A 26,546-nucleotide genomic window follows, 5' to 3' on the forward strand; every position below is an offset into this window, starting at 1 on the left:
ATTTAAAATCAAATATATATACTATGATTTATTTGTACTTGCGCTTTCTAGCTGCCTCTGACTTCTTCTTACGCTTTACACTAGGCTTTTCGTAATGCTCTCTCTTACGAATCTCCTGCTGAATACCAGCCTTCGCACAATTTCTCTTAAATCTGCGAAGAGCGCTATCTAAGTTTTCGTTCTCTTTAACTATTACACTTGACATTCTCTCACCTGACCTCCCTCCAGTTGTAAAATTATGCTACCAAATAACAACTGATTGGGTATTTTTAAGCACAAAATGTATTATATACATAAAATTCCTAATCGTCAACAGGAAAATGACAAATTAATAAAATATCTGTCACGAAACCTTAAGCTATCTGATTCTGAGCCTCTGTAACCGCCTGGGCAAGAGCTGCTTCGATTCCGTCAGGATTCTTTCCACCGGCCTGAGCCATGTTAGGACGACCACCGCCGCCACCACCTACAAGGCCAGCCACGGCCTTGATGATATTACCGGCATGGGCTCCCTTAGCAACTGCGCCGTCTGTAGCCATGGCAATGAGATTTACCTTGCCATCCTTTGCAGATGCAAGAACAACAACGCTGTCACCAAGCTTGCTCTTGAAGTCATCTCCGAGGTTTCTCAGTGAATTCATATCTGTATCCGGGATAGCCGCTGTGAGGATCTTGATTCCGTCCTTGTCTATAGCACTTGAAAGAACGTCTCCAGCTGCCTCCTTTGCCATCTTATCCTTGAGCTTCTTATTCTCATTCGTAAGTTCCTTAACCTCTGCAAGAAGCTGTTCTATTCTTGATGCCACACCATAGATATCAGTCTTAGCTGCCTTTGCAGCATCCATGAGCTCCTGCTCTACATTTCTGTAGTAATCAAGTGCTCCGACAGATGTAAGTGCCTCGATACGTCTTGTACCTGCGGCCACACCTGCCTCTGATATGATCTTGAATGTTTTTATAGCTCCTGTGCTGGCAACATGTGTACCACCGCAGAGCTCCTTTGAGAAGTCTCCCATTGATACCACACGGACCTTCTCACCATACTTCTCACCAAACAGAGCCATGGCTCCGGTCTCCTTAGCCTCATCTACAGACATTACATCCGTGCATACAGGTATATCGAGCTGGATCTGCTCATTTACAATATCCTCAACCTTCTTGATCTCTTCCTTAGTCATCGCCTGATCATGTGAGAAGTCAAATCTCAGTCTTCCCGGCTCAACGAGTGAACCTGCCTGCTCTACATGATCTCCGAGAACCATCTTGAGTGCTCTCTGAAGAAGATGTGTTGCGGAATGGTTGTTACATATGAGTGCTCTGTTCTCAGCATCAACTGTGAGTTCTGCCTCATCACCAACATTGAGTTCGCCTGACTCAACATAACCGATATGTGCGATCTTGCCGCCTACAACCTTGACAGTATCCTCAACAACGAATGTACCGTTCTCTGTCTTGATGATTCCCTTATCACCGATCTGACCACCCATGGTAGCGTAGAAAGGTGTCTCAGGAACTATAACTGAAGCCTGTGCTCCCTCAGATACAGTATCTGCAAGAACTGACTTCTTATCATCACCCTCACCAACCTCTGTTGTGATGGCTGATATAGTTGACTTGTATGTCAGCTTGTCATATCCGACAAACTCAGATGTCATGTCAACAGGAAGCTGCTCATATACGGTTGCGTCTGCACCCATGTATGTTGTGGTCTTTCTGGCCTTTCTTGCAGTCTCCTTCTGGATATTCATGCACTCGGTGAATCTGTCCTCATCAACCTCGATCCCCTCCTCCTCGAGGATCTCCTTTGTGAGATCAAGAGGGAATCCATAGGTGTCATAGAGCTTGAATGCCTTGTCACCTGAGAGAACCTTCTCACCTGCAGCCTTAGTCTCGTCTATATAATCCTTGAGGATCGCAAGACCTGTATCTATGGTCTTATTGAAGCTCTCCTCTTCCTTGTCTATCTTATTGAAGATATATTCCTTCTTCTCACTGAGCTCAGGATATGCATCCTCTGACACCTCGATAACTGTCTTTGCAAGCTCTGACAGGAACTTGCCCTTGATGCCGAGAAGTCTTCCGTGTCTTGCAGCACGTCTGAGAAGACGTCTAAGAACATAACCACGGCCCTCGTTCGATGGAACGATACCATCTGATGTCATGAATGTAACTGAACGGATATGATCAGTTATAAGTCTGATCGATACATCCTTCTCATGATCTGTCTCATATTCCACGCCTGCCATCTCACATACCTTGTCGCGGAGAGCCTTGATCGTATCAACATCAAATATAGAATCAACATCCTGAACAACAACTGCGAGTCTCTCAAGACCCATACCTGTATCTATGTTCTTCTGCTCAAGCTCTGTGTAGTTGTTGTGTCCGTCATTGTTGAACTGTGTAAATACGTTGTTCCAAACCTCCATGTATCTGTCACAGTCACAGCCTACAGTACAGCCAGGCTTACCGCAGCCATACTTCTCGCCTCTGTCATAGTAAACCTCTGAACAAGGACCACAAGGACCAGCTCCGTGCTCCCAGAAGTTGTCCTCCTTGCCGAATCTGAATATACGGTCAGCATCGACACCGATCTCCTTATTCCATATATCAAATGCCTCATCGTCATCCTGATAAACCGATGGATAGAGTCTGTTCTTGTCAAGTCCTACAACCTCTGTGAGGAACTCCCATGTCCATGATATAGCCTCATGCTTGAAATAATCGCCAAATGAGAAATTACCCAGCATCTCAAAGAATGTACCATGACGGGCTGTCTTACCTACATTCTCGATATCTCCTGTTCTGATACACTTCTGGCATGTTGTCACACGTCTTCTAGGTGGTACCTCCTGACCTGTAAAGTAAGGCTTAAGTGGTGCCATACCTGAATTGATCAGCAGTAAGCTGTTGTCATTGTGTGGAATAAGTGAAAAGCTCTTCATTCTAAGATGACCCTTGCTCTCCATGAATTCCAGGAACATTTTTCTCAGTTCGTTCACGCCATAATTTTGCATTGTCTAATATCCTCCACTCTATCTTCTGTCAGCCAGTTCTTCTGTAATATCTTTCCAGCTGATTCCTCTCTCTACCATCAGACACATGAGATGATAAAGGAAGTCAGATATTTCATATTTTATATCCTCTGAATCAGGATTCTTGGCAGCTATGACTATCTCCGTAGCTCCCTCACCGACCTTCTTCAGGATCTTGTCAATACCCTTGCCGAACAGATAATTGGTATAAGAATCATCTCCTGGCTGATCCTTTCTGTCGCGTATGGTATTGTATACCTCCTCGAATACCTTCATAGGATTGGTATCATTGTACTCCTTTCTCACCAGATCTGTAAAGAAACAAGTACGGCTGCCTGTATGACACGCAGCTCCTATCTGTGACACCTTGGCAAGTATGGTGTCCTTGTCACAGTCTATCGTAAGAGATTTGACAAACTGATAATGACCGGATGTATCACCCTTGGTCCACAGCTCATTGCGGCTGCGGCTCCAGTATGTCATGCGCCCTGTTCTGATGGTCTTCTCATACGACTCCTTGTTCATATAAGCGACCATGAGCACTTCACCGGTCTTATAGTGCTGTGTAACACATGGAATAAGTCCATCCGAATTGAGTTTGAACGCCTCAAAAGGCATGGACGATTCAAACAGATCCACATCTATATTTGCCTCACGGCAATGCTGTTTAATCTCCATTATATCCATCTTCTGGAGATTGTACAGAGAAATTGATTCAGCATTTGTCTCATTGAGCATCTCTGCCACAGCTTCCCCGTTAGTGGAATAGGTAGAAACTATAACAGGAAGTGCAACATTTTCTCTTATGGATTTTACTATATCCAGATATTCCGGCACCATGTTGTTGTGAAGCAGCAGAAGTTCTCCCGCTCCAAGCGCCTTCAGTTTTCTGGCATATCCGACAGGATCATCACACTCACTAAGATCTATAGTACAGATTATTCGCTCTGAACCAAATCTGTCAGAAGCCTCAGTGACAAGCTCCGGCGTGTTCAGCGCCGCAGATTTCATACATACCTTGGATGCACCTGCATACAGAAGCTTCTTGACATCTTCAAGCTCCCTCACACCGCCACAGGCAATAAGTGGAATATCAACACTGTCACATATCTGTCTTATAATGGCAACATTGGGTTCTCTGCCATCTTTTGTTGCCTTGCTGTCAAAATAAGCTATCTCATCAGCTCCGGCATCATTGTAATATTTTGCCATCTCGACCGCATTGTTCAGATCCAGACATGGAATTATCTTTTTGCAGATCATATCATTATCCATAGTGAACCAGCACCTCCTTAAAGTGTGCCCTTGGTAGAAAGCACCTTTCCGTTTAATCTTCTGTCATAAGTTGTCGCCTCATCAAGAGCCTTCGCAAATGCCTTGAATGCGGCCTCTATGATGTGGTGATCGTTCTCCCCTGAGAACTGCTTAATATTGAGATTCATCTCAGCAGCGTATGATACTGCATAGAAGAATTCCTTGACCATCTGTGTGTCGAAGTATCCAACCCTCTCTGTGCGGAGGTTCAGATCATAGACAAGATATGGTCTTCCCGACAGATCTATGGCACACATTACGAGAGTCTCGTCCATCGGCAGGAAGAAATTGCCAAATCTCTTGATGGCCTTCTTGTCTCCAAGAGCCTCCTTGATGGCCTTGCCCAGCACAATTCCCACATCCTCAATGGTGTGGTGACAATCCACATACAGATCTCCCTTGACTGTAACGTTGAGATCAAAGAAACCATGCTTCGCAAAACTTGTGAGCATGTGGTCAAAGAAACCGATTCCTGTGTCGATCTTTGACTGTCCTTTTCCATCTATATTAAACTCGAGGGTTATGTCTGTCTCGTTTGTCGTTCTTGTACATTTGGCGATTCTAGCTGCTTTCTCTGCCATATCCCTGTCTCCTTCCCATATTCTATATCATTATGTCTTATTTTTCAAATCTTACTGCTATTGAATTGGCATGTGCTGTGAGCTGCTCAGCCTTGGCAAATGCTTCAATGTCAGTGTGAACTGCCTCAAGTGCCTCTCTTGAATAGTAGATTATGCTGGATTTCTTGATGAAATCGTCTACTGAAAGCGGTGAGAAGAACTTTGCTGTACCGTTTGTTGGAAGTACATGGTTAGGGCCTGCAAAGTAATCTCCAAGAGGCTCTGATGAGTATTCTCCGATAAATATAGCTCCAGCATTCTTCACTCTTGTCATCACGTCAAATGGATTGGCTGTTACGATCTCGAGATGCTCTGATGCAATGTCGTTGACAGCATCTATGGCATCGCTCATGTTGTCTGCAAGAAGAATATATCCGTAATTGTCTATAGACTTTCTCATTATCTCTTTTCTTGAAAGCTCATCGATGAACTTGTCAACCTGAACTGATACCTTCTCGGCAAGCTCCTCTGATGTGGTCACAAGTATGGCTGATGCCATCTCGTCATGCTCTGCCTGTGACAGTAGATCTGCAGCCACGTATCTAGAATTGGCAGTCTCATCGGCAAGTACCATTACCTCTGATGGGCCGGCTATGGAATCTATGCTGACATGTCCGTATACGGCACGCTTTGCAAGAGCGACAAATATGTTTCCAGGGCCAACTATCTTGTCAACCTTAGGTACTGACTCTGTTCCGTATGCAAGGGCAGCTATAGCCTGCGCGCCGCCTGCCTTGTATATCTCATCCACTCCTGCTTCCTTTGCTGCAACGAGTGTTGTGGCGTACACCTCACCCTCAGCATTACATGGAGTTGTCATGACTATCTTCTCAACGCCTGCAACCTTTGCCGGCATAACATTCATCAGAACTGATGAAGGGTAAACAGCCTTTCCACCCGGAACATAGACACCTACAGATGCAAGTGCTGTAACCTTCTGTCCGAGAAGAGTTCCATTTGGCTTGGAGTCAAACCAGCTATACTGCTTCTGCTTCTCATGGTACTCCCAAATGTTCTTCTTGGCTTTTCTGATAACGTCAAGGAGCTCAGGGCTGACCTGTGTATATGCGTAGTCTATCTCTTCCTGTGTAACCTTGACATTTTCTGCTGTTATATCTGCCTTGTCGAACTTCTTTGTGTATGAGAAGAGTGCGGCATCACCGTTATCTCTCACATCGTCAACTATTCCCTGTACAATCTCTGCATAGTTACCGAAATTACTTGGACTTCTCTTCAGAAGATTCTTCAGAAGATCCTTCTTTGTCTCTGCGTTAAGCTTTACGATTCTCATCTCTGTTATGCCTCCGTGTGATTATCAATTTGTTATATCATAGGTCGTCGTGCGTGAGCGCGATGACATGCGCATGCCTCAGCGTGCTTCATTATATCATGATTCGCACCTACGGTGCTTTCCGTTGCTTTCGCAACTATCATGATCCAATTCGCCGCTCGCCAATCATGCAAGCATGTTGGCTCACTTGCGCTCATTATATCATCTATATATGCTACTTGTTCTCTTCCTTTATAAGTCTGTTGAGATCTTCCAACAGCTTGTGTATCCTCTCATTCTCCATCTTGAGACTTACCTGGTTCACAACCATGCGGGCTGAGAGTGGACAAATTTCCTCAAGCACCTCAAGTCCGTTCTCCCTGAGTGTGCTTCCTGTCTCAACTATATCTACGATCACCTCTGAAAGTCCAACTATAGGAGCGAGCTCCACTGAACCATTGAGCTTGATTATCTCAACTGTCTGGTGCTTACGGTTGTTGAAGTAATCCTTTGCGATCACCGGATACTTACTTGCAACTCTTATGATCTCATTCTTCTTGAGAAGCTCTCTGGCAGATGCCGGTCCGCATACACACATGCGGCACTTTCCGAAACCGAGATCCATGACCTCATACAGGTTTCTTCCCTCCTCAAGTATTGTGTCCTTACCTACAACGCCTATATCGGCCGCACCATATTCTACATAAGTAGGAACATCTGTGGCCTTTGACAGGAAGAACTTCATCTTAAGCTCCTCGTTCACAAATATAAGCTTTCTTGTGTCGGGATCCTTCATCTCCTCACATGTTATACCTATCTGTTCAAGCAGCGCAAGTGTCTTTTTTGCAAGTCGCCCCTTAGCAAGGGCAAATGTTAAATATCTCATCTCTCCATAACCTTTCATCTAATTCAATCTATTCTCAATCAAGCCGTAAAAGTTTCTTCTATAAATTGCCATCCCACTTGGAGTGTGATCGGCTTATCAGATCGTATGCCACCGCATCGCCTGACTGTTCAAAATATATAAGGCCTGAGAAATGCTCTCTACCCGCATACTCGATATAGTCATCAACCGATTTCTTCTGTGACTTTCTTATGAGCTCTATCTTGCGTCCCTCACTTCTGAGCTTCATACCAGCCTTGATAGCCTTGCCCTGATTCTCTATATCATAAAGGATGATCGTGTTTGAATAATCCACATCTATGTCTATATTCTGTCTGTTCATGGCCATTATGAGCTCCTCAACAGTGAAGGCAAAACCGATAGACGGTGCATCCTTTCCAAACTGCTTGAGAAGATTATTGTAACGGCCGCCCTTGACAACAGCATCACCGGTTCCATAAGTATATCCGCGGAATATGATTCCTGTATAATAGTTGTATCCGTCAAGCATACCGAGATCAAAGCTTATGTGATCCTGATATCCGTAGCACTCAAGAGCTGCATACACTCTTCTGAGCCTCTTCACAGCCTCAAGTGATGTCTCATTTGACACATATCCCTCAGCCTTGTCAAGCATGGATATTCCGCCGAACAGAGAATCAAATGCAACAAATGCTTTCTTAAGAGAGTCACTTATATCAAGTGCATCCACATACTCCTCAAGTCCGAAAAAGTTCTTGATATGGATGTACTCTTTTATCTGATCCTCCTCGTCCTCACTGATACCAGATTCAGCAACCAGACCCTTGAAGTAGTCTATCTGGCCTATCTCTATCTGGAAATCACTGATCCCGATCTCGTTGAAGCAGTCTATCACAGTTGCGATTATCTCAGCGTCAGCAGCGGATGAATCATCATTTACAAGCTCGGCACCGATCTGTGTGACCTCCTTGAGTTTTCCCTGAAGCTTGAGTGTGTTTGTATAGGTATTGCCTGTATAGCAGAGTCTGACAGGAAGTTCCTCATCTGCATAATACTTTGCAACACATCTCGCTATTGAAGGTGTTATATCCGGCCTGAGCACCAAAGTATTGTTGTCCCTGTCAAAGAACTTGTACATCTCATTGGAAGGTGCTGAACCCTTATCTCTGTTAAATATATCAAAAAACTCAAATGTAGGTGTCTCTATATCGTGATAGCTGTATAACTCCAGAATATGATGGAGTTCATGCATAACCTTTCTCTTCTTCTTACATTCTACATCGTAGGTGTCTCTCACTCCATCCGGGGTCTGTAACAGTTTGTCCTGCATAATCATATCTCCTTGTCAATTAAACTTTGCCATGCTTCACGTTCTTTATTTTTACTTTATCGCATTAAAGTGATAATTTGCTACTTTGGTAGCATGTCAACGTGCACATTATATTAAAGCGGATTGTATTTGTCAACCTCTATCATCAAGATCCCTGCTTAGAGGTTCAAGATAATGTACCAATGCACCACCCTTGGCTCTTATAAAGAAATTGGGATCAAGTTCATTGTACTTGAAGTTGTTGGCATGCCCATTCTGGACTCTCTCAAGATACCCCTTAAGCTCCTCGAATCTCATATAATACAGTTCATTTCGTCCCGAGAACATTATGATAAGGAAGCTTACACCGTTCTGTCTCTCGAAATCCTCCATGAACCTTATCTGATGCTCATGAATGTTACGCATTGTAAATGTATCAGTGGCACATTCCTTTGCATCGAAACATACCGGAACTCCCTGGACAACACCTATATAGTCGACGGTTGAATCCTTCTCGAAATACGCCAGGGTGATCTGGCTGCTGTCCTTGTCAATCTTTATCGGCGTGATAGGTGTCGGGATCTTCTGGACCAGCGCGAGGTTCTTCTGTCTGTAATATTCATTTGTGTTGTTTATCATATCCTCCAGTGTGGAGCCACGAAGCCCTCGCGAATTCCATGTAGCCATCTATTCAAACAAATCCTTTTCTATTCTTTTATACATATCAGGCTTGAATGCTGAGAAGCTCTTGCCCGTCAGATAATCCAGTCCACCGACAACATCGGTAAACTCCACCTCGCCGCAGTGCAGAATCTGGTTTCTAAGCTTGTATGTCTGTCTGAAATGTATGTTTGTCTCCCTGTCACCATACTTCTGGTCACCGATCACCGGATACCCCATGTGCTGGAGCTGTGCCCTTATCTGGTGAGTCTTACCCGTTATGAGCTTTACCTTAAGCTCTGTATATTTTCCATTTGTTCTGACCGGCTGGAATATGGTATGGATCTTATCATAGCCCAAGTCCCCGGCAGCCCTGCGTATCTCCTCCACGCTGTCACGTATTGTCACAGTGTTCTTCTTATCATCCTTCACGAGATATGCCGTAATATCCTGCGTCTCTGTCATATTTCCCTTGACTATGGTGTAGTAATATTTGTCTATGCGTCTCTCCCTTATGATCCTCGAAAGCTCCTGACTTCCCATAAGTGACACTCCACACAGAACAAGGCCGGAGGTATTCCTGTCCAGCCTGTTGCATACAGAAGGCTTGAAGGTTCTGAGCTGAGTCTCAGTTATATACTCATTGTCAAGCAGATAATCGATGACACTCTCATTGATCGAGTAATCGTCCTTCGATGCCTTCTGTGACAATACACCCGCCGGTTTATTGACTATAAGTATGTTGTGGTCGTGATATATGATCTCCGGTTTAAACCTGTTTCCACCTGTGAAAGCACCGGCTCTCACGCTGTCATCCCTGAATGATTCTATGGTCTCATCCGACAGATAGAGCTGTATCACATCCCCAACATACACGATCTCATTTCCAACCGCCTTGCCGTTATTAAGTTTTATGTTTTTCTTTCTTATCATCCTGTAGACGAAGCTTGAAGGAGCCTTGTTAAGGTACTTCATGACCAGCTTGTTAAGCCTCTGGCCGGCTTCGTTCTTTGAAATAACTATCTCTCTCATTTTTGTCTATATTCCCAGCTCATATAATCTGTTTCTGATCTTCTCATCGGCACCGACAAATTCATCTGAAGGTGCTTTGATCTTCTCGGCCTTTGCCACAAAACCATCAATGTCTGTGGCTATAATCACAACATATTTTTTCTGGTCTGCCAGAGCCTCTGTAATGATCTTCTTGAGCGCTGCCTCATCAGGTATCTTTTTGCCATATCCACCATTGTAGTAAAACAGCATTCTGCCATCTCTTATGACCGCAGCAGGGAAATACACTATTCCCTCGTACCTGCTTATCGACACATCATATACAAGTGACGGATCTCCAAAGTATGATAACTTCTCAAGTTTAGCGTACTCATCCTTCGTGAGTTCCTTGAACCCTGCACACATTATGTATGCCACAAGCTGTTTTGCAAGCGGCAGGGCGACGAGTATAGGTATGACTATAAATACAGTCTTTCTTGTGTCAAACATAGCCACAGTAAAGAATACTCCGGCTATAACAAACAATCCAAGTACAATGATACTTATAAGAACATTTCTCTTATGCCTGTTCATGTATCCGTGTTGTCCTTTTTCCATATCATCCTCCATTTATCTCTGGTCTGGCTGTAGAGCTATGTCCGCCTGCAGCCCATATATCTACTTCATAAATCTGATCAGCAAACTGTGAGGCAGGTACTTGCTCACAAGTCTGAACGCCTTCATAAGCGGCGAATACACCGATATATCGCTCATATAATACGCGTCAAACAGTGCCTTTTTTACAACCTTCACAGGATCTGCTCTTAGAATCATCTTATACGGCTTGGACTTTGTGTACTTCTGCGCAACATCGAAGAACTCTGTCTTGACAGGTCCCGGGCAGACAGCCGTAACAGTTATCCCCTTTTCCTCAAGCTCTCTGTTAAGTGCTCTTGAAAAGCTCAGCACCATTGATTTGGATGCCGCATATATAGCAAATGATGGCTGAGGCAGAAAAGCTGCAGATGAAGCAAGATTGATTATATTTGAAGGGCCTGACATATATGGCAGAGATATATGTGTTATGGCAGCCAGCGCCCTGCAGTTGAGATTCAACATTCCAGTCACGTCGTCCACTGTCATATTCTCAAAATGGCCTGCTATTCCGTATCCAGCTGCATTTACAAGTACTCTTATTGATGGAGCCTGTCTCTCAAGAAGATTTCTGTAGAACTTGATATCAGTCTCATCGGTTAGGTCAAGCGCAAGTATCCTTACAAGCTTTCCACTTACCGCGTTTATCTCGGTCTTAACCTCAGCAAGCCTGTCTTTTCTCCTTGCTATAAGCCATATCTCGTCGATTGTCCTGTATCGCTGTGCTATCTGAAGTGCAAATTCTCTTCCAATCCCTGAAGATGCTCCTGTGATTATCGCTACCTTTCTCATGACATCATCCTCCATCCCGATAAATATTTGTTTTTTAATACTCCTCTGTTGTTCTTGGCCCACCCGAGCGGATATCCATCCACGCAGACAAGCACATACCCATTCTCTATATCCTGATCATCTTCCAGCTCGACGGTCTCTCCCTTTAAATACTTTATGACCCTTATGTCATCCGCCAAAAAACTCACAACATTGTCAAACTGATCTGACTTGAGATACATCGCAAGTGACTGACTCGGTTCAAATCTGTTCTTCTTGACCTCACCGAGGAACAGTCCATGCCTCAAAAGCCTGAGTCCCTTAACATCAGGCATTCCCTCTGATATATAATAAAGTCTTCCCTTATTTTCCTCTATCCTGTCTGTCTTTATACCCGCAGACTCAGATACATGCTTTATAAATGCGATGAAATCCTCATCCGGCCTGTACGACTTGAACGAGTATGTTGAGTTTCCTCTATATGAGTCATCCTGATCCTTTTCAAACAGAGCTATGAAATGACCTTCGCCCTTCACGTGATGAGGCCACAGTCTTGAACATTTCACAAGCTCAGGATTGCCGGTCTCTCCCCAGGCCGGATTGCCGTCATCAAATTTCTCATATTTAGGAAAATCCACAAGATGCATACTGTCATCTATCGACAGCAGATACTCCACCGACCTCTCATCCTCCTCGGGGGAAAATGTACATGTGGAATAAAGCAGCTTTCCGCCCGGTTTCAACATCTTGCACGCTTCATTTAATATTCCTCTCTGCAGTCCGGCAAAAAGTTCAGTTCCGTTGTTCTCCCATGCAGTCATCATCGATGAGGATTTTCTGAACATGCCCTCTCCGGAACACGGTGCATCTATAAGTATCTTATCGAATGTACCCTCAAATGCCTTTGACAGATTATTTGGAGGTTCACTTACCACACACATGTTTCCTATTCCGAAAAGTTCCAGGTTCTTCAGAAGCGCCTTGGCTCTCGAGTTGCTTATATCATTGGATATAAGTATTCCCGTGCCATTAAGCTTCGCCGCAAGCTCGGTGGATTTGCCTCCCGGTGCCGCGCATATATCTAGTACCACATCTCCATCCTCTATATCCAGAACGCTGGCAGGTGTCATGGCACTTGGCTCCTGTATATAATAGAGCCCCGCATAATAGTATGGATGCTTGGACGGCGTATACTTCCTGTGATCATAGTAAAAACCATTCTTAGTCCACGGCACAGGCTCCAGCTCGAAAGGACTTATCTTCAGAAAGTCCTCCACGGATATCTTGGATGTGTTCACCCTGATTCCATGATACATATCACTGTCAAAACACTTTATATAATCCTCGTATTCATCGCCAAGCTGTGTTCTGATCCTCTCGTCAAACGCTTTTGGTAAAGCCATAATAAACTCCTTTTATCTTATGCTCTGGGCCTTGTAACCCTCAGCTATTATGTCAAGCTGCTTTGCAAAATTCTCAAGCAGCTCCATATCATCCTTCTTATATATAGAATAAAACTCATCCTGAATCTTCTGGATCTCTCTTGGATTTCCCACCTTGTACAGATTCTGGATATTTACAATGATCTCCGAAACTATATTCGCCTTGATATTGAATGAATTCTGTGCATCCATGATCTCTCCGCGGACATAAGACATCTCCCTGTCAAGTGCAACTGTGGCATCCGCAGCGTTCCTAAGCTTCGCCCTTATGTCATCAGGAATTCCCTTCCTGTACTTGTACTGCAATGAATGTTCTATGGTTGCCCAGAAGTTCATCGCCATGGTCCTTATCTGGATCTCCGCCTGTATGGTGGTGCATCCATTTACCGTATATACATCGTAATCAAGTATGATGTGATAGCTCTGATAGCCGCTGGCCTTGGCATTTGCTATATAATCCTTCTCCTCACGTATCCTCATGTCCTGTCTGCCACGTATAATCTCAACCACCTTGCTGATATCCTCGGTGAACTGGCACATGATCCTGATTCCGGCTATGTCATCCATCTCCTCAACGATCCGGTCCATAGGAATATTCTTCTTCTGAAGCTTATCGATAATACTGGAGACCGTTTTCACCCTTCCGGTCACACTCTCTATAGGTGAGTACTTTCCCATACTCTTGTACTGCATTATTATGTGGTTGAACTTCACGAGAAGCTCATCAACCGCCTGCTCGTAAGGAGACAGTATCTCCTTCCAAAGCTGAATCTCCATATAAAATAACTCCTCCCAATACAAATACTACTGTGACACTCTTGTGCTCAGGAATGTATACTCCTTCTGTCCTTTCTCATAATCCGGATACTCAGACACAAGCTGTCCCGCTATCTCATAAGCCTTATCATAATCCTCGTTCTTCTCATAATATGTTATCTCAAGCATCAGGAGCTCTTTTCTGTATATCTTGTCTCCACTGTCAAGTCCATTTGTAATATATGCGATTGCAGACTCCATATCACCGTTATTCAGATAATATGAACCGTACATGGCATATACATACGAGTTGAATCCAAATGTCTGGACATATTTTTCATAGCTCTCAAACATCTTATCGGACTCATCAGTAACTGCGTAGCATGTTCCTATGTACATATAAAGCTCCGGATATGTCTCCGCCTGCTTCAGAAGCACATCGAGAGCACCGCCATAATTTCCCTGTGAGAAATCACTGAGTGCAGTTGCCAGTTCCTTCAGATCTTTTACATTTGATCCGGTATATGAATCCTGTATCAATTCGTTGTATGTATTTGCGGCCTCTGTGTACTGCGCGCTCTTGAGATACGCATCAGCCAGATACAGCTTTATATTCTGATCCTTTTTCTTTGAGAACAACTGATTCTCTGCCAAGGCATTGTCAAATGAATCTATTGCCTCCTGATACGAACCTGACTTGTAATATTTTACGCCCTGATCGTAAAGTTCATCCTTCTGTGACACTATTGCCGATATAGCGTATGAGATCAGCAATACAGCCACACACGCAAGTATCACCAATGCAAAAATTAGTTTATAGTTGATCTTTCTTCTCTCTTTAAATATGCTGCGTTTACGTCTAGACATATGTTATCTCCTTTGAATCACAGTATTTTTATTACACGGCATAGCTACCGCAGTTTATACATCATTTTATATTAGCACAATCCAACAAATATATAAAGTAAAAAAGCGGCTTTGCTGATTTTCATCAGCAAAACCGCTCTCAATTCTTCTATAAATACAATATCTGACGCCGACAGGTCTGGCAGATTAGTGATGGAATAATCTGATTCCTGTAAATACCATGACCATATCGTACTTGTCAGCACACTCGATAACAAGATCGTCACGAACTGATCCGCCAGGCTGTGCAATGTACTTGACACCGCTCTTGTGAGCTCTCTCTATATTGTCTGAGAATGGGAAGAATGCATCTGATCCAAGGACAACATCTGTGTTCTGCGCAAGCCATGCCTTCTTCTGCTCTGCTGTGAACACCTCAGGCTTAACCTTGAATCTCTTCTGCCACTCGCCTTCCTTAAGAACGTCCTCATACTCATCACCCATGTATACGTCGATGGCATTGTCTCTGTCGGCTCTTCCAAGTCCGTCAACAAACTGAAGTCCCATAACCTGTGGTGACTGACGAAGGAACCAGTTGTCTGCCTTCTGTCCTGCAAGTCTTGTACAGTGGATTCTTGACTGCTGTCCGGCTCCGATACCTATAGCCTGTCCGCCCTTTACATAGCATACTGAGTTTGACTGTGTATACTTGAGTGTGATGAGCGCGATCTTCATATCGATCTCAGCCTGCTCTGGAAGATCCTTGTTCTTTGTAACAAAGTTTGACAGAAGATCCTTGTCGATCTTGAGCTCATTTCTTCCCTGCTCAAATGTAACACCGTATACCTGCTTTCTCTCGATCTCAGCAGGAACATAGTTCTCATCTATCTGGATGATGTTGTAATTTCCCTTCTTCTTTGCAAGAAGAAGTTCCATAGCCTCATCTGTGTATCCAGGAGCGATAACACCATCTGATACCTCTCTCTTGATAAGGCGTGCTGTGTCTGCGTCACATACATCTGAAAGTGCGATGAAATCGCCGAATGATGACATTCTGTCAGCACCTCTTGCTCTTGCATATGCGCATGCAAGTGGTGAGAGCTCTCCGAGATCATCTACCCAGTAGATCTTTGCAAGTGTATCTGTAAGTGGAAGTCCAACTGCAGCACCTGCTGGTGAAACATGCTTGAATGATGTTGCTGCTGGAAGTCCTGTTGCCGCCTTGAGTTCCTTTACGAGCTGCCATCCGTTAAATGCATCAAGGAAGTTGATGTATCCAGGCTTGCCGTTTAAAACCTTAACAGGAAGATCACCGCCATCCTCCATATATATTCTTGATGGCTTCTGATTTGGATTACAACCGTACTTTAACTGAATCTCGTTCATGATCAAATATCTCCTTTATTCTTTAATTACTTATTCTTGTTCACGATCTTTGTCTCATACTCACCTGTTGCGATGTCAATATATCTGACGAACAGTGACACCTTGTTGTCCTCATTGAGGCTGTTCCATACCTTGTCTGTGAACTCATCGATATCACCGGATATCTTAACCCACTTTGGCTCACCCTCAAAGCTTGGGAGCGGATTGCCATCATGCATATATGTGTGAATGAAATGTCCCTCACCGGCTACAGGGTTCTCGTATGAAAATGTGTATCTGTTATTTGCAGCAGGGTTGCCGTTGTTGCTCTTAAGTATGGACATTGAATAGTCGAACACACCATTCTTTATGTGCATGACACCTGAGATTCTAGGTGTGTAGTTAGGGCCGTCAGGCTCAAACTGTCTGCTTCTGAGTGACTGCTCAAATGTGAGCTCATCGTCAAGTCCGTCATATATAGTGTCTGTCTGATCGCCATTTGTAACTATAGTCTTGTTGCCAAGAACTCTTACAGGTGCATAGATGATAAGGCTTGGATCCTCAAGCTTTGATGGATCAAACGCCTCTGTTCTGATTCCTTCGCCCTCTGTCACAAATACTCTGTTACGGCTGTTTGAGCTTCTTCCCATGATGAAATAAGCTGTCACTGCCTTCTTACCATCCTCGGACACACCGATAACGATTCCGCGTCCTGGATATGCATTTTCGCTAAGTTCCTTCTCAAGTGATAACATTTCCATTTTCTGTTATACCTCCATGTGTTTTCTCGTACCTGTGAGCTGATGTTATGCTGCAAAGCATCCTAAAAAAGAAAGCCGGCCACCTGCGCACACAAATACATGTCTTGATATATTTGCTTGCCCAGGCGGTCGGCTTGTCTTAACAGTACACTCCCTGTAGGTAATTCCTACCAGCCATCGGCTGTCTCCGCCAGTCGTGTACCAACATGTTTTTATAATATAGTAAATCCTTCCTTATTGCAAGCACATTGTAAATAAATGTGCGCCGTAATTTTTTACGACGCACATTCTATTTAAAACTACAACTATTATTTTATTTAGAGCTTGTGACTACATCCGCCATGACAGTTCGAACAGTCGCCACCACATATGTGTTTGCCCTTTTTTCTATCCTTTACCATACCTCTGACAATGAAGAACACCATCAGAACGATTATGGCCGCCACAATGATTGTACCAAGATACTCTGACATAAGTCACCACTCCTTTTATATTATATGGAGCAGACGCATTTAAATGCGCTTACGCGCGGCGTCTGCGTGCTTCATAAGGATTCCTCCCACTTACGTGGGTCCCTCCTTATGAAAAGTTAAGCGTTGAGGAACTCCTTGCTTGTCTTTACCTTCTTGTTTGGATCCGGACGGAACAGCATGAAGAAGAACAGAACAACAAGTGCAATTGCTACTACTGACCATACACCGAATGTACAAGCTCCTGTGAAGAGACCTGCGATTCTGTATACAACAAGTGCTACAAGGTAAGCAAATCCACACTGATATCCGATTGCGAACCAGAACCACTTAGCACTGTTCATCTCTCTCTTGATAGCACCCATAGCTGCGAAACATGGTGCGCAGAGAAGGTTGAATACAAGGAATGAGAATCCGCTTGCTGTTGTGAATGCGCCTGCAAGTGCCTGGTAAACTGTACCATCTCCACCACCGTAAAGGATACCCATTGTACCAACGATGTTCTCCTTGGCAACAAGACCTGTGATAGATGCTACAGTTGCCTGCCAGTTGCCCCAGCCCTGTGGAACGAAGATCCATGCTATCGCATTACCGATCTTTGCAAGAATACTGTAATCGATCTGGCTCTCATCAAGCATCTGGAATGAACCATCAACAAATCCGAAGTATGTTGTGAACCATACAGCAATTGTTGAAAGTGTGATTATCGTACCAGCCTTCTTGATGAATGACCAGCCACGCTCCCACATACTTCTGAGTACAGAACCTACTGTTGGGATATGATAAGGTGGAAGCTCCATAACGAATGGTGATGGATCTCCGGCGAACATCTTTGTCTTTTTAAGTATTATACCAGAACATATAATTGCTGCAATACCAATAAAGTAAGCACTTGTTGCAACTATTGATGAACCACCGAATATAGCACCGGCGATCATAGCGATAAATGGAACCTTAGCACCACATGGTATAAATGTTGTTGTCATGACTGTCATACGACGGTCTTTCTCATTCTCAATTGTACGTGAAGCCATGATACCTGGCACACCACAACCTGTACCTACAAGGATAGGTATGAATGACTTTCCTGAGAGACCGAACTTTCTGAAGATACGGTCCATGATGAAGGCGATACGTGCCATATATCCACAGTACTCAAGGATTGCAAGTAAGATGAACAGTACGAGCATCTGAGGTACGAAACCAAGTACAGCACCAACACCGGCTACAATACCATCGATGATAAGTCCATGTAACCAATCTGCACATCCAATCTTGTCAAGTCCTGCAGAGATGAGATCTGGGATTGAAGGAACAAATACGCCATAATCAGCAGGATCAATCTCTGCCATCTGTGTCTCGTTGAAGTAATCAACTGCATCAAGATATGACATTGCGTTTGTTGTCTCTTCGTCAGCATTTGCTGGAACCTCTGAGTAGTATACATCGATATCGTATGTATCGAGTGTCTCCTCATCTTCCATCTCATACTTAACGCTTGCCTCTGTGTTTGTGTTTGCCTCGATAGCTGCCTTTGTGGCATCTACATCAACAGCATCCTCGTCATCTGTTACGAGTACGCCGTATGCATCAAGTGCTGTTGTTGCTGCATCATAGTCACCTGATGCATCTTCATAAGCTGAGCTTCCGATGCCGAAGAGATGGAAACCATCGCCGAACAGGTTATCATTTGTCCAGTCTGTGCACCATGCACCTACTGTTGACATTGCTATATAATATACGAGCCACATGATGAGAACGAATATAGGAAGTGCAAGGATACGGTTTGTTACAACACGGTCGATCTTATCTGATATTGTAAGCTTCTGTCCATTTGCAGCCTTCTTTACACACTTGTCAATGATTGATGAAATGTATGAATATCTCTCACTTGTGATAATACTCTCTGTGTCATCATCGAAGTCATCCTCAAGCTTCTTGATCTCTGCTGAGCAATCTGGAGCATTCTTCATCTGCTCTATGATCTTGCTATCCTTCTCGATGAGCTTGATCGCGAAGAATCTCTTTCTGTTCTCCTCCATGTCAAGCTTAGTGCTTACGCTCTCGATTGCAGCCTCAACAGCCTCATCAAAGTTGTGAACTCTTGCATTTGCTGTCTTGGACTTTGCTGCTGCGATAGCCTTCTCTTTAACATCGTCAATACCGGTACCCTTAAGAGCTGAGATCTCAACGACCTCACATCCAAGAGCTTCCTTCAGGTTCTTGATGTTGATGGAGTCGCCGTTCTTCTTTACAAGATCCATCATGTTAACAGCCATGACAACAGGGATTCCGAGCTCAATAAGCTGTGTTGAAAGATAAAGGTTTCTCTCTATGTTAGTACCATCGATAATGTTGATGATGGCATCAGGATATTCCTGAATAAGATAATTTCTGGCAACAACTTCCTCAAGAGTATATGGAGAAAGTGAATAGATACCAGGAAGGTCGGTTATGATAACATCCTTGTTACCCTTAAGCTTACCCTCTTTCTTCTCAACTGTAACACCTGGCCAGTTACCTACGTACTGGTTAGCGCCAGTTAAAGCATTGAATAATGTTGTTTTACCGCAGTTAGGATTTCCTGCAAGTGCAATCTTTACTGACATTGTTTACCCTCTTTCCTATTGTATTGTGCAGACGCATTTAAAGGTGCTTACGCACGGCGTCTGCGTACTTCATATTAGTCTTTTCTATCATATGTTAGCATATACTAACGTATGAACAAAAAAATAAGCTGTTACTCTACCTCTATGATCTCAGCATCAGCTTTACGTATTGATAACTCATAGCCTCTTACAGTAACCTCTACAGGATCACCGAGAGGGGCAACCTTACGAACATAAACCTGTACACCCTTTGTGATGCCCATGTCCATGATACGTCTCTTTACAGGACCCTCGCCTGCAATCTTCTTGACAGTGACAGTACTGCCAACCTTGACATCTTTTAATGTGCTCATGATCTTACTCCTTTTACATACTTTTGTCGTCAGTCAGATACATGTAATCGTACCTATACAAGTATCTTGCTGGCCATATCTTTATCAATGGCAACACGGGAATCTTTGATATTAACTATAAGATTTCCTGCATTCTCCGCCACGACAGTTACAATACTACCCTCAACAAAGCCCAGCTTTTCAAGAAACAATCGTGTTTTCTCTCTCCCGCCAACCTTTTTGATCACATTGGCTTCTCCCGGTTTTGCAAATGTTAATGGCATAATTGCACCTCCTTAACTAGCAACTTAAACCACTGATTTTCATATCGTGGTTAGTATATACTAACATTGATTAGATGTCAATAATATTAATCATTTTGGACTAATTGAACAAAACACGGCTCTTTTATTGATAAAAAGTGCCTATTTGTCGAAATTCGTATTTCAATTATCAAATTGAATAAAAAATTCATTTATGATATATTATTTATAATTGCTACATTGATACAGATACATTTATAATGTTAAATATAAGGGGGATATATAATAATGTTGACCACGAATGAATCAGTAGAGAATTATCTTGAAACCATTCTCGTTCTCAGCCAGAAGCTTCCGGTCGTCCGAAGCGTTGATGTTGCCAACGAGACTGGCTATAAGAAATCAAGTGTAAGCGTTGCTATGAAGAATCTCAGGGAGATGTGTTATATAGAAGTAAGCGATTCAGGATACATAACTCTCACAGCAGCCGGTAAAAAAATTGCAGAGATGATATATGAGAGGCACCAGCTTCTGTCTTCATGGTTCACAAGTCTCGGCGTTGCAAAAGAGACCGCAGCCGAGGATGCCTGCAAGATCGAACACGTTATAAGCCAGGAGACTTTTGAGGCCATCAAGAGGCATGTGAATTCTACAAATGCATAACATAGAATATAAGTTCTGACACAGACAGGATAAACAACAAAACAGGAACAGCGTATAGCTCCATAGCAAGCTATACGCTGTTCCTGTTTTATATGGAATATATAATATTGCTCTTAACGTACATATCCAACCAGCTCGCCCTGTCTGACTCTGGTCTCAATATCTTTTCTAGAATTTTCAACTATTCTGTCTAAAGGAGCGACTTTGTCCTTCTGGATGAGAAGAATGATTGTTGAGCCACCAAACTCAAAATAGCCCTTTTCCTCTCCTCTTCTGACATCCGTGGAATCCACATACCTGTTAACTATACGACCAACCAGAAGTGCTCCAACCTCCATATCAATGATGGTTCCCGCATCCTGCGTCCTTATAAGACAATACTCTCTGGTATTTTCTTTGTAAATGTCGTAATATTCACTGGCTATAGGGTTAACTGTGTGATATAAGCCTTCTATACGTCTGACATCAGACTGCTTTCCAGACACGTTATATATGTATCTGTGATAATCATCGACACACAGTCTGAACAGCCACAATTTTCCACCTCTGTAGTGTCTCGCAAGCTTTTTGTCCCTGAGGAGGGATGCCACCGTGTACTCTGAATCCTTTATATTGAAAGTCTGTCGTTCTGTGTCTTCTATATCATATACCGTAAGCCTGCTGTCACATGGACTCACAAAACCTTCATCGGTCATATCTATGGTCCTTGCTCCCGGCACCAGCTTTCTCTTGAAAAAATCGTTATATGAGTCAAACTCATTCTTCTGACACACAGATATATCAATATCATTTTTCTTAATGAATGGATTGATCATGATTCTGGATAATCCAGTGTCCATGAATCTTCCCACAAGCTTTGACACCTCTGGTCTGATCAGCCATCCCAGCACCATACGACCCGCTCTGTTGCCATATAACAGGCGCAGGACTCTGTCCTGTGTCGATACACACTCATTATGTTTTGATCTTTTGTATATTGCATATTTGTTCTTTATCATATCTTATACATCATCCTTCATCGCTTCTGTATATCCGGTATAGCCAAATTACTTCTATATCTTTTATTTTCCATAGCTCCTATACACTTATAATAGAAGGGATATAAAATAAGGAATAGTTATGATATGACGTCTGACCATGTATCTTATCATAAGCCAAACTACGGCAACTGCCACAATGACAATTATCACCATAAGTTCCTTTGTGGTTGGCTTAGGGAATCTGAAATCTGTTATGAAAAGTATCATTGCAAGTATCATGATTCCATGAAGCAGAATTGGGAAAGAGGACCCAAGCAAAGGTGACGTAACGTATATTATAGGAAGCCCCACCGATATTGCGGTGATCGGCATTCCATGGAAATACTTTCTTCCATCTGGCTGCTCTATGACCTCAGCATCATCATCGTCATTGTTCTTCTTCTCCTCGAGCACGTTATAGTATGCAAGTCTTATCATTCCAGCCAGACAGTACAGTGCAAGAATAACCATTCCAAACGGCGTGTTCATTCCTGAATACCAGCACAATACAACAGGAAAAACTCCAAAACTCACCAGGTCACAGAGAGAATCTATCTGGATACCAAATCTCTTCTCATCCATAGTCCTATCCTTCTTGCTCCTTGCGACTTTTCCGTCAAATGCATCAAACAGACCGGAAAGTGCAAGACACAATATTCCTATGCTAAGGTGTCCGGTAAATGTAAAGAACATGCCTGTGATAGATGACACCAGGCTCATATATGTCAAAATAACTGTATAATTATAAAATCCTACCATATGTGAAATACCCCGTTTTTTTCTTTTATACTTGCAAAAAGCACGTATGAATCAAATTATACACAATTACTTGACATAAAACCACATCTTTTTGCAAATCTTTCATACAATTAATCCTTTGAAGCTGTTTTCCATACACACGGTCCCCCAGCCTGTATATCTGTTCGGGTAACTGCCCAGTGAACCGAGAGGCTTTGCTCCCCTTATAAGCTGAGCCTTAACCCTCTCTCCGTACATAAATGGATCGTTCCCCAGGACTATCCCCCATTCCATGATAAGTGCCGCACAGCCAGACACAAATGCCGCCGCCAGCGATGTGCCATCGGCATTTCCGTATCCATACTCACCATAGCTGACAGTCACTCCGACACCCGGAGCTGCAATATCCGGTTTTATGGCATTATCCGACGTAAAACCCCTGCCTGAAAATCCCGTTATGGATGCATTTACCTGATCATAGGCAGCCACCGTTATTATATTTGATGCCGTACCCGGGATCGTGAGGGTTCCATACACCGAAGGATTCTCAAATGCAACCTGCCCCGTCACATAACTGTCACCGGGTAGATACGCATTGAATATCCCATTTGCAATGCTCTTCGGTGCAATCCTCACATGCCATATCCCCTGCTCTATATCCCCGGTCTCAGACTGGAAAAATACATATATGAGCTGCTTGACATTGTAAGGTGAAGGTCCCTGGAATATCCCAAGCAACTCCGTGCTCCCATAATACGCCCCGGATACTATCTGTCCCTCCGTGAGATACGCCACAAGGTCGTAGGACGGCGAATAGACGAGCACATCGAAGCTGTCGATATAGTTTTTCCATATCTGCAGGCCAAAGTTTTTCACACCGGCCGCCACCGCAATGTCAATACTCGCATAGCTTACATTTCCAAGCATACCGCTGGTATGCAGTTGTCTTCCACCGTCATTTCCTGAACCCGTGACAACACACACCTTAGCCATCTGGGCCACAGAATTAACAAACAGCTCAAGTGTCGACGTGCCATCATGGGCTCCAAAGTTATTTCCATATGAAAGATTTATCACTACCGGAGTTCCAGTCTCCATGCTGTATCTCACAAGCAGATCTATCCCCATCATTATACCTATCGTGTCCGGCAGCGCGCGTTCAAGCGACTGTTCAACGACAATGATCCGGGCTTTTCCCGCCACTCCTATATTGCTCCCGGCGGCCACAGATGCAACCTCCGTGCCGTGCTGCTCTCCCATGACACCGGGCAGCCGCCTGTCCTCATACATTTGCCCGATCTCACTTTGATCATATATCCGTCCAAGACCATAGCGGTTTGGGTAAGTCCTTTCATAATCTGTATTCTGGTTCCAATACATGACTATCCTGGAGCCGGCGTCATCTGCAAATTCCCGGTTGAGGATATTCACGCCGCTATCTATAATTCCGATACATACGCCTTCGCCTGTGAGCCCATACTTCGACATGAAATTTTCCGTTATGCAGGATATGTATCTGTCATAGGCGACACCCGCACCATAACTGTAATATTGAGCTTTATCGATATAAAGTACCCTCGGCTCCTCCTGAAGCCTTTTTATATTGTAGGAATACACGTTCACTATGGCATATCCCCCGAGCAGATAAACGCAGCTATTCAGAATATCTCCCTCAAGATCATCTATGTCACCGGAATGTCTGATTATCAGCATCCACGAATCATCGGATGCGTTATATCCAAGATAAAGACTGCTGTACGGCATGTAACCATCCGCATCCATGGCAAGTTTAAGTTCAGGGCTTATTTTGTCATCCATACATATACATTTCTCATTTTTTATCATTATATTGCACAAAATATCGCTCTATGTCGCAAATTGTTTGCTTATTTCGCACTTTTTAGGATGTTTTAGCACTTTTCCACATTATCCACAGATTTATACACATTTTTCAAATATATAGTCGTATATTGAAAAACTTAACCACATTTCCATCAACATATTAAAAATTCAATCGAAATATCGATGCTTCATTTATTGTAATACGACCATTTTCTTACCGGCCCACATATATAATTCCAATTGCACTACATGAAAAGAAGTGAATTATTTGAACTTTCTGACAAATGTATTACTAGGCAGACATTCAAGGATCACCAATGCTATCGGTTACCTGGACACAGGTAACACGCTAAGATGCAATCTCACAGGACGCAACGTCGCCGTGACTACATACGCCGTAGCCATCGAACTGGCTCCACCGGAACTGACTCCACTGCTCGATGACTACATCAAAAAACCGTCTTCCATATATGAATATGATTACCGTGATGACATTCCGGCCGGAATACACATAATTCCCTACAATACGATATGCTCCGGAAATCAGCTTATGCTCGCCATGGACATTGACTACATGTTCATCGACAGCTCATACATGGAACACAGACCACTGATCGGTATCAGCCCAAATACATTTAATATACTTCACACAGACAAATGTATTCTTTTAAGCAAATATTATATGAAAAGAGGCAAAAGACATGTTAAACACAATAAGGGGTAACGACTTCAAATTTACTGTTGCCAGCAATATTTCACTGCGCTCCCTGAAAAGCGGCAAAGATATATATTATATTGGAGGAACCGAGGTACTTCCCGCCCCGCTGGAGCCCCACGAGGAGGCCGTGGTCATAAACGAACTCACAAACAACCAGTCGGATTCCGCAAAGAAAATGCTGATAGAGCGAAATCTGCGACTTGTCGTATACATTGCTAAAAAATTTGACAACACGGGTGTCGGAATTGAGGATCTGATATCCATAGGCACGATCGGTCTCATCAAAGCCATAAACACCTTCAAAAATGACAAAAACATAAAGCTTGCTACCTACGCATCAAGATGTATTGAGAATGAAATACTCATGTTTCTCCGTCGCAACAGCAAGCTCAGAACAGAGGTGTCCATCGATGAACCGCTGAATGTTGACTGGGACGGCAACGAACTGCTTCTGTCCGACATTCTGGGAACGGATGAGGACGTAGTCTACCGTGATCTGGAGACAGAGGTAGACTACAATCTCCTCGACAATGCAATATCAAAGCTCTGTGAAAAGGAACGCACCATCATAGAACTGCGGTATGGAATAAACACCATAGGTGGGGTAGAAAAGACTCAGAAGGAGGTGGCTGATCTCCTGGGAATATCCCAGTCCTACATATCCAGGCTGGAAAAAAGAATAATCAAGAAGCTTCGCAGAGAGATAATGAAGCAATACTGATACACACAGACAAATATGACCGGGAAGCTACATACATCCGTTGTTCTGCAGTCTCCCGGTCATAATCTTTCAGTGACGATATTATGTCATTATGACATACTGTCAGTGATGATATCCCGCCATACGTCTCTTGTAATCATCCACTTTATCCCTCAGTTTGGTGTAGTCCTTTTCCTTGAGCTGCCCCTCCTCATTAAGCTTCGTAACCAGCTCATCAAGTTCCTTCAAGGCTTTATGCGCCAGATCCTTGTAGTTGTTCGCCAGATTCATATCCAACTCATTCACAGCCGAATTCACCTGCTGTTTTACTTTTCTACTCATCATAATATATCACCTCCCATTCATTTCAAGATCTTATTCCCACGTATACCAAAAGAGCCTGAAACCCTTGATTCTACTCAGGTTTCAGGCTCAATATAATGCCGGCTGCGGGACTTGAACCCGCACGATGTTGCCACCAACAGATTTTGAGTCTGCCTCGTCTGCCAATTCCGACAAGCCGGCGCTTGCGAC

At 43.5% G+C, this 26,546-nt stretch carries 27 protein-coding genes, 1 tRNA gene and 1 riboswitch; of the genes, 3 read left to right on the forward strand and 25 right to left on the reverse strand.

All coding sequences use genetic code 11. The features are described from left to right. Positions 1-28: 28 nt before the first annotated feature. The 20 genes from rpsU to DWW60_RS01540 all read right to left on the reverse strand — a co-directional run bounded on the left by rpsU (position 29) and on the right by DWW60_RS01540 (position 20,353). Positions 29-205 carry a 30S ribosomal protein S21 gene (gene rpsU / locus DWW60_RS01445; protein ID WP_004851031.1) on the reverse strand — a complete coding sequence of 59 codons (177 nt, stop codon included), beginning with the start codon at positions 203-205 and terminating at the stop codon, positions 29-31. A gap of 148 nt (positions 206-353) precedes the next feature. Continuing rightward, positions 354-3,017 (reverse strand): alanine--tRNA ligase, encoded by a 2,664-nt coding sequence (gene alaS, locus DWW60_RS01450; protein ID WP_015534909.1) that lies wholly within the window; start codon positions 3,015-3,017, stop codon positions 354-356. Between the two features lie 18 nt (positions 3,018-3,035). Continuing rightward, positions 3,036-4,310, reverse strand: a complete 1,275-nt coding sequence (gene hisIE / locus DWW60_RS01455) for a bifunctional phosphoribosyl-AMP cyclohydrolase/phosphoribosyl-ATP diphosphatase HisIE (RefSeq protein WP_082419752.1) — start codon at positions 4,308-4,310, stop codon at positions 3,036-3,038. Positions 4,311-4,327: 17 nt separating this feature from the next. Then, positions 4,328-4,930 (reverse strand): imidazoleglycerol-phosphate dehydratase HisB, encoded by a 603-nt coding sequence (gene hisB / locus DWW60_RS01460; RefSeq protein WP_015534907.1) that lies wholly within the window; start codon positions 4,928-4,930, stop codon positions 4,328-4,330. Positions 4,931-4,967: 37 nt separating this feature from the next. Continuing rightward, positions 4,968-6,260 (reverse strand): histidinol dehydrogenase, encoded by a 1,293-nt coding sequence (gene hisD, locus DWW60_RS01465; RefSeq protein WP_117874226.1) that lies wholly within the window; start codon positions 6,258-6,260, stop codon positions 4,968-4,970. Between the two features lie 214 nt (positions 6,261-6,474). Continuing rightward, the gene (gene hisG / locus DWW60_RS01470) at positions 6,475-7,125 is read right to left on the reverse strand and encodes an ATP phosphoribosyltransferase (RefSeq protein WP_022216493.1); all 651 of its coding nucleotides are present in this window, start codon (positions 7,123-7,125) and stop codon (positions 6,475-6,477) included. A gap of 58 nt (positions 7,126-7,183) precedes the next feature. Next, on the reverse strand, positions 7,184-8,434 hold the full coding sequence (hisZ, locus tag DWW60_RS01475) for an ATP phosphoribosyltransferase regulatory subunit (RefSeq protein ID WP_022216494.1): 1,251 nt from the start codon (positions 8,432-8,434) through the stop codon (positions 7,184-7,186). Positions 8,435-8,566: 132 nt separating this feature from the next. Continuing rightward, complete coding sequence (locus DWW60_RS01480; protein ID WP_022216495.1) at positions 8,567-9,100, reverse strand: Holliday junction resolvase RecU; 534 nt, start codon at positions 9,098-9,100, stop codon at positions 8,567-8,569. Further along, on the reverse strand, positions 9,101-10,105 hold the full coding sequence (locus DWW60_RS01485; protein WP_022216496.1) for an RluA family pseudouridine synthase: 1,005 nt from the start codon (positions 10,103-10,105) through the stop codon (positions 9,101-9,103). 6 nt (positions 10,106-10,111) lie between these two features. Continuing rightward, positions 10,112-10,681, reverse strand: coding sequence for a hypothetical protein (locus tag DWW60_RS01490; protein WP_015534904.1), 570 nt, complete (start codon positions 10,679-10,681; stop codon positions 10,112-10,114). Between the two features lie 60 nt (positions 10,682-10,741). Next, positions 10,742-11,509, reverse strand: coding sequence for an SDR family NAD(P)-dependent oxidoreductase (locus tag DWW60_RS01495; protein ID WP_015534903.1), 768 nt, complete (start codon positions 11,507-11,509; stop codon positions 10,742-10,744). Next, on the reverse strand, positions 11,506-12,891 hold the full coding sequence (locus tag DWW60_RS01500) for an RsmF rRNA methyltransferase first C-terminal domain-containing protein (protein WP_117874228.1): 1,386 nt from the start codon (positions 12,889-12,891) through the stop codon (positions 11,506-11,508). Before DWW60_RS01500 ends, DWW60_RS01495 begins: the two co-directional genes overlap by 4 nt. A gap of 12 nt (positions 12,892-12,903) precedes the next feature. Then, positions 12,904-13,707 (reverse strand): GTP pyrophosphokinase, encoded by an 804-nt coding sequence (locus DWW60_RS01505; protein ID WP_117874229.1) that lies wholly within the window; start codon positions 13,705-13,707, stop codon positions 12,904-12,906. A 27-nt stretch (positions 13,708-13,734) separates the two neighbouring features. Further along, positions 13,735-14,553: a tetratricopeptide repeat protein gene (locus DWW60_RS01510; RefSeq protein WP_117874230.1), complete on the reverse strand. Its 819-nt coding sequence runs from the start codon at positions 14,551-14,553 to the stop codon at positions 13,735-13,737. 186 nt (positions 14,554-14,739) lie between these two features. Then, a complete protein-coding gene (locus DWW60_RS01515) occupies positions 14,740-15,918 on the reverse strand; it encodes a phosphoribosylaminoimidazolecarboxamide formyltransferase (RefSeq protein WP_117874231.1) in 1,179 nt (392 codons plus the stop codon). Positions 15,919-15,944: 26 nt separating this feature from the next. Then, a complete protein-coding gene (locus DWW60_RS01520) occupies positions 15,945-16,658 on the reverse strand; it encodes an IMP cyclohydrolase (RefSeq protein ID WP_022216500.1) in 714 nt (237 codons plus the stop codon). Between the two features lie 112 nt (positions 16,659-16,770). Beyond that, a riboswitch (ZMP/ZTP riboswitch) is annotated at positions 16,771-16,866 on the reverse strand. Between the two features lie 109 nt (positions 16,867-16,975). Beyond that, positions 16,976-17,131, reverse strand: coding sequence for a FeoB-associated Cys-rich membrane protein (locus tag DWW60_RS01525; protein WP_022216501.1), 156 nt, complete (start codon positions 17,129-17,131; stop codon positions 16,976-16,978). Positions 17,132-17,247: 116 nt separating this feature from the next. Then, complete coding sequence (feoB, locus tag DWW60_RS01530) at positions 17,248-19,737, reverse strand: ferrous iron transporter B (RefSeq protein WP_117874232.1); 2,490 nt, start codon at positions 19,735-19,737, stop codon at positions 17,248-17,250. 131 nt (positions 19,738-19,868) lie between these two features. Beyond that, entirely contained in the window at positions 19,869-20,090 is a 222-nt protein-coding gene (locus DWW60_RS01535) for a FeoA family protein (RefSeq protein WP_022216503.1), read from the reverse strand. A 53-nt stretch (positions 20,091-20,143) separates the two neighbouring features. Then, positions 20,144-20,353 (reverse strand): FeoA family protein, encoded by a 210-nt coding sequence (locus tag DWW60_RS01540; RefSeq protein WP_330417732.1) that lies wholly within the window; start codon positions 20,351-20,353, stop codon positions 20,144-20,146. A gap of 267 nt (positions 20,354-20,620) precedes the next feature. On the opposite strand from DWW60_RS01540, the gene DWW60_RS01545 reads away from it, so the two are divergent. Next, positions 20,621-20,995, forward strand: coding sequence for a metal-dependent transcriptional regulator (locus tag DWW60_RS01545; RefSeq protein ID WP_055144499.1), 375 nt, complete (start codon positions 20,621-20,623; stop codon positions 20,993-20,995). A 113-nt stretch (positions 20,996-21,108) separates the two neighbouring features. Here DWW60_RS01545 and DWW60_RS01550 read toward each other — a convergent pair whose 3' ends face one another. The 3 genes from DWW60_RS01550 to DWW60_RS01560 form a co-directional block, all read right to left on the reverse strand. After that, positions 21,109-21,993 (reverse strand): phosphatidylserine decarboxylase, encoded by an 885-nt coding sequence (locus tag DWW60_RS01550; RefSeq protein WP_055144502.1) that lies wholly within the window; start codon positions 21,991-21,993, stop codon positions 21,109-21,111. A gap of 87 nt (positions 21,994-22,080) precedes the next feature. Next, a complete protein-coding gene (locus DWW60_RS01555; protein WP_055144505.1) occupies positions 22,081-22,773 on the reverse strand; it encodes a CDP-alcohol phosphatidyltransferase family protein in 693 nt (230 codons plus the stop codon). Between the two features lie 102 nt (positions 22,774-22,875). Further along, positions 22,876-24,570 (reverse strand): S8 family peptidase, encoded by a 1,695-nt coding sequence (locus DWW60_RS01560; RefSeq protein ID WP_055273013.1) that lies wholly within the window; start codon positions 24,568-24,570, stop codon positions 22,876-22,878. 292 nt (positions 24,571-24,862) lie between these two features. On the opposite strand from DWW60_RS01560, the gene DWW60_RS01565 reads away from it, so the two are divergent. Together DWW60_RS01565 and sigE are read left to right on the forward strand one after the other, a co-directional pair. Continuing rightward, entirely contained in the window at positions 24,863-25,318 is a 456-nt protein-coding gene (locus DWW60_RS01565) for a sigma-E processing peptidase SpoIIGA (RefSeq protein WP_022216507.1), read from the forward strand. After that, positions 25,296-26,033, forward strand: coding sequence for an RNA polymerase sporulation sigma factor SigE (gene sigE / locus DWW60_RS01570; protein ID WP_015534897.1), 738 nt, complete (start codon positions 25,296-25,298; stop codon positions 26,031-26,033). Before DWW60_RS01565 ends, sigE begins: the two co-directional genes overlap by 23 nt. A 102-nt stretch (positions 26,034-26,135) precedes the next feature. Here sigE and DWW60_RS01575 read toward each other — a convergent pair whose 3' ends face one another. After that, positions 26,136-26,357 carry a hypothetical protein gene (locus DWW60_RS01575; RefSeq protein WP_015534896.1) on the reverse strand — a complete coding sequence of 74 codons (222 nt, stop codon included), beginning with the start codon at positions 26,355-26,357 and terminating at the stop codon, positions 26,136-26,138. A 96-nt stretch (positions 26,358-26,453) separates the two neighbouring features. Then, positions 26,454-26,537, reverse strand: a tRNA-Leu gene (locus DWW60_RS01580). Positions 26,538-26,546 lie beyond the last annotated feature (9 nt).

The organism is Coprococcus sp. AF16-22, assembly GCF_003461545.1.
GTDB classification, from domain to species: domain Bacteria; phylum Bacillota; class Clostridia; order Lachnospirales; family Lachnospiraceae; genus Coprococcus; species Coprococcus aceti.

Coding starts and splice junctions, on each gene's coding strand:
- DWW60_RS01495 (WP_015534903.1), bottom strand. CDS start 11,509: ATGAGAAAGGTAGCGATAATCACAGGAGCATCTTCAGGGATTGGAAGA.
- feoB (WP_117874232.1), bottom strand. CDS start 19,737: ATGTCAGTAAAGATTGCACTTGCAGGAAATCCTAACTGCGGTAAAACA.
- DWW60_RS01505 (WP_117874229.1), bottom strand. CDS start 13,707: ATGGAGATTCAGCTTTGGAAGGAGATACTGTCTCCTTACGAGCAGGCG.
- DWW60_RS01480 (WP_022216495.1), bottom strand. CDS start 9,100: ATGGCTACATGGAATTCGCGAGGGCTTCGTGGCTCCACACTGGAGGAT.
- hisIE (WP_082419752.1), bottom strand. CDS start 4,310: ATGGATAATGATATGATCTGCAAAAAGATAATTCCATGTCTGGATCTG.
- DWW60_RS01515 (WP_117874231.1), bottom strand. CDS start 15,918: ATGAACGAGATTCAGTTAAAGTACGGTTGTAATCCAAATCAGAAGCCA.
- rpsU (WP_004851031.1), bottom strand. CDS start 205: ATGTCAAGTGTAATAGTTAAAGAGAACGAAAACTTAGATAGCGCTCTT.
- hisG (WP_022216493.1), bottom strand. CDS start 7,125: ATGAGATATTTAACATTTGCCCTTGCTAAGGGGCGACTTGCAAAAAAG.
- DWW60_RS01520 (WP_022216500.1), bottom strand. CDS start 16,658: ATGGAAATGTTATCACTTGAGAAGGAACTTAGCGAAAATGCATATCCA.
- DWW60_RS01500 (WP_117874228.1), bottom strand. CDS start 12,891: ATGGCTTTACCAAAAGCGTTTGACGAGAGGATCAGAACACAGCTTGGC.
- DWW60_RS01545 (WP_055144499.1), top strand. CDS start 20,621: ATGTTGACCACGAATGAATCAGTAGAGAATTATCTTGAAACCATTCTC.
- DWW60_RS01555 (WP_055144505.1), bottom strand. CDS start 22,773: ATGGTAGGATTTTATAATTATACAGTTATTTTGACATATATGAGCCTG.
- sigE (WP_015534897.1), top strand. CDS start 25,296: ATGTTAAACACAATAAGGGGTAACGACTTCAAATTTACTGTTGCCAGC.
- DWW60_RS01490 (WP_015534904.1), bottom strand. CDS start 10,681: ATGGAAAAAGGACAACACGGATACATGAACAGGCATAAGAGAAATGTT.
- DWW60_RS01560 (WP_055273013.1), bottom strand. CDS start 24,570: ATGGATGACAAAATAAGCCCTGAACTTAAACTTGCCATGGATGCGGAT.
- hisD (WP_117874226.1), bottom strand. CDS start 6,260: ATGAGAATCGTAAAGCTTAACGCAGAGACAAAGAAGGATCTTCTGAAG.
- DWW60_RS01535 (WP_022216503.1), bottom strand. CDS start 20,090: ATGAGCACATTAAAAGATGTCAAGGTTGGCAGTACTGTCACTGTCAAG.
- DWW60_RS01485 (WP_022216496.1), bottom strand. CDS start 10,105: ATGAGAGAGATAGTTATTTCAAAGAACGAAGCCGGCCAGAGGCTTAAC.
- alaS (WP_015534909.1), bottom strand. CDS start 3,017: ATGCAAAATTATGGCGTGAACGAACTGAGAAAAATGTTCCTGGAATTC.
- DWW60_RS01540 (WP_330417732.1), bottom strand. CDS start 20,353: ATGCCATTAACATTTGCAAAACCGGGAGAAGCCAATGTGATCAAAAAG.
- DWW60_RS01525 (WP_022216501.1), bottom strand. CDS start 17,131: ATGTCAGAGTATCTTGGTACAATCATTGTGGCGGCCATAATCGTTCTG.
- DWW60_RS01575 (WP_015534896.1), bottom strand. CDS start 26,357: ATGATGAGTAGAAAAGTAAAACAGCAGGTGAATTCGGCTGTGAATGAG.
- DWW60_RS01510 (WP_117874230.1), bottom strand. CDS start 14,553: ATGTCTAGACGTAAACGCAGCATATTTAAAGAGAGAAGAAAGATCAAC.
- DWW60_RS01550 (WP_055144502.1), bottom strand. CDS start 21,993: ATGATAAAGAACAAATATGCAATATACAAAAGATCAAAACATAATGAG.
- hisB (WP_015534907.1), bottom strand. CDS start 4,930: ATGGCAGAGAAAGCAGCTAGAATCGCCAAATGTACAAGAACGACAAAC.
- hisZ (WP_022216494.1), bottom strand. CDS start 8,434: ATGCAGGACAAACTGTTACAGACCCCGGATGGAGTGAGAGACACCTAC.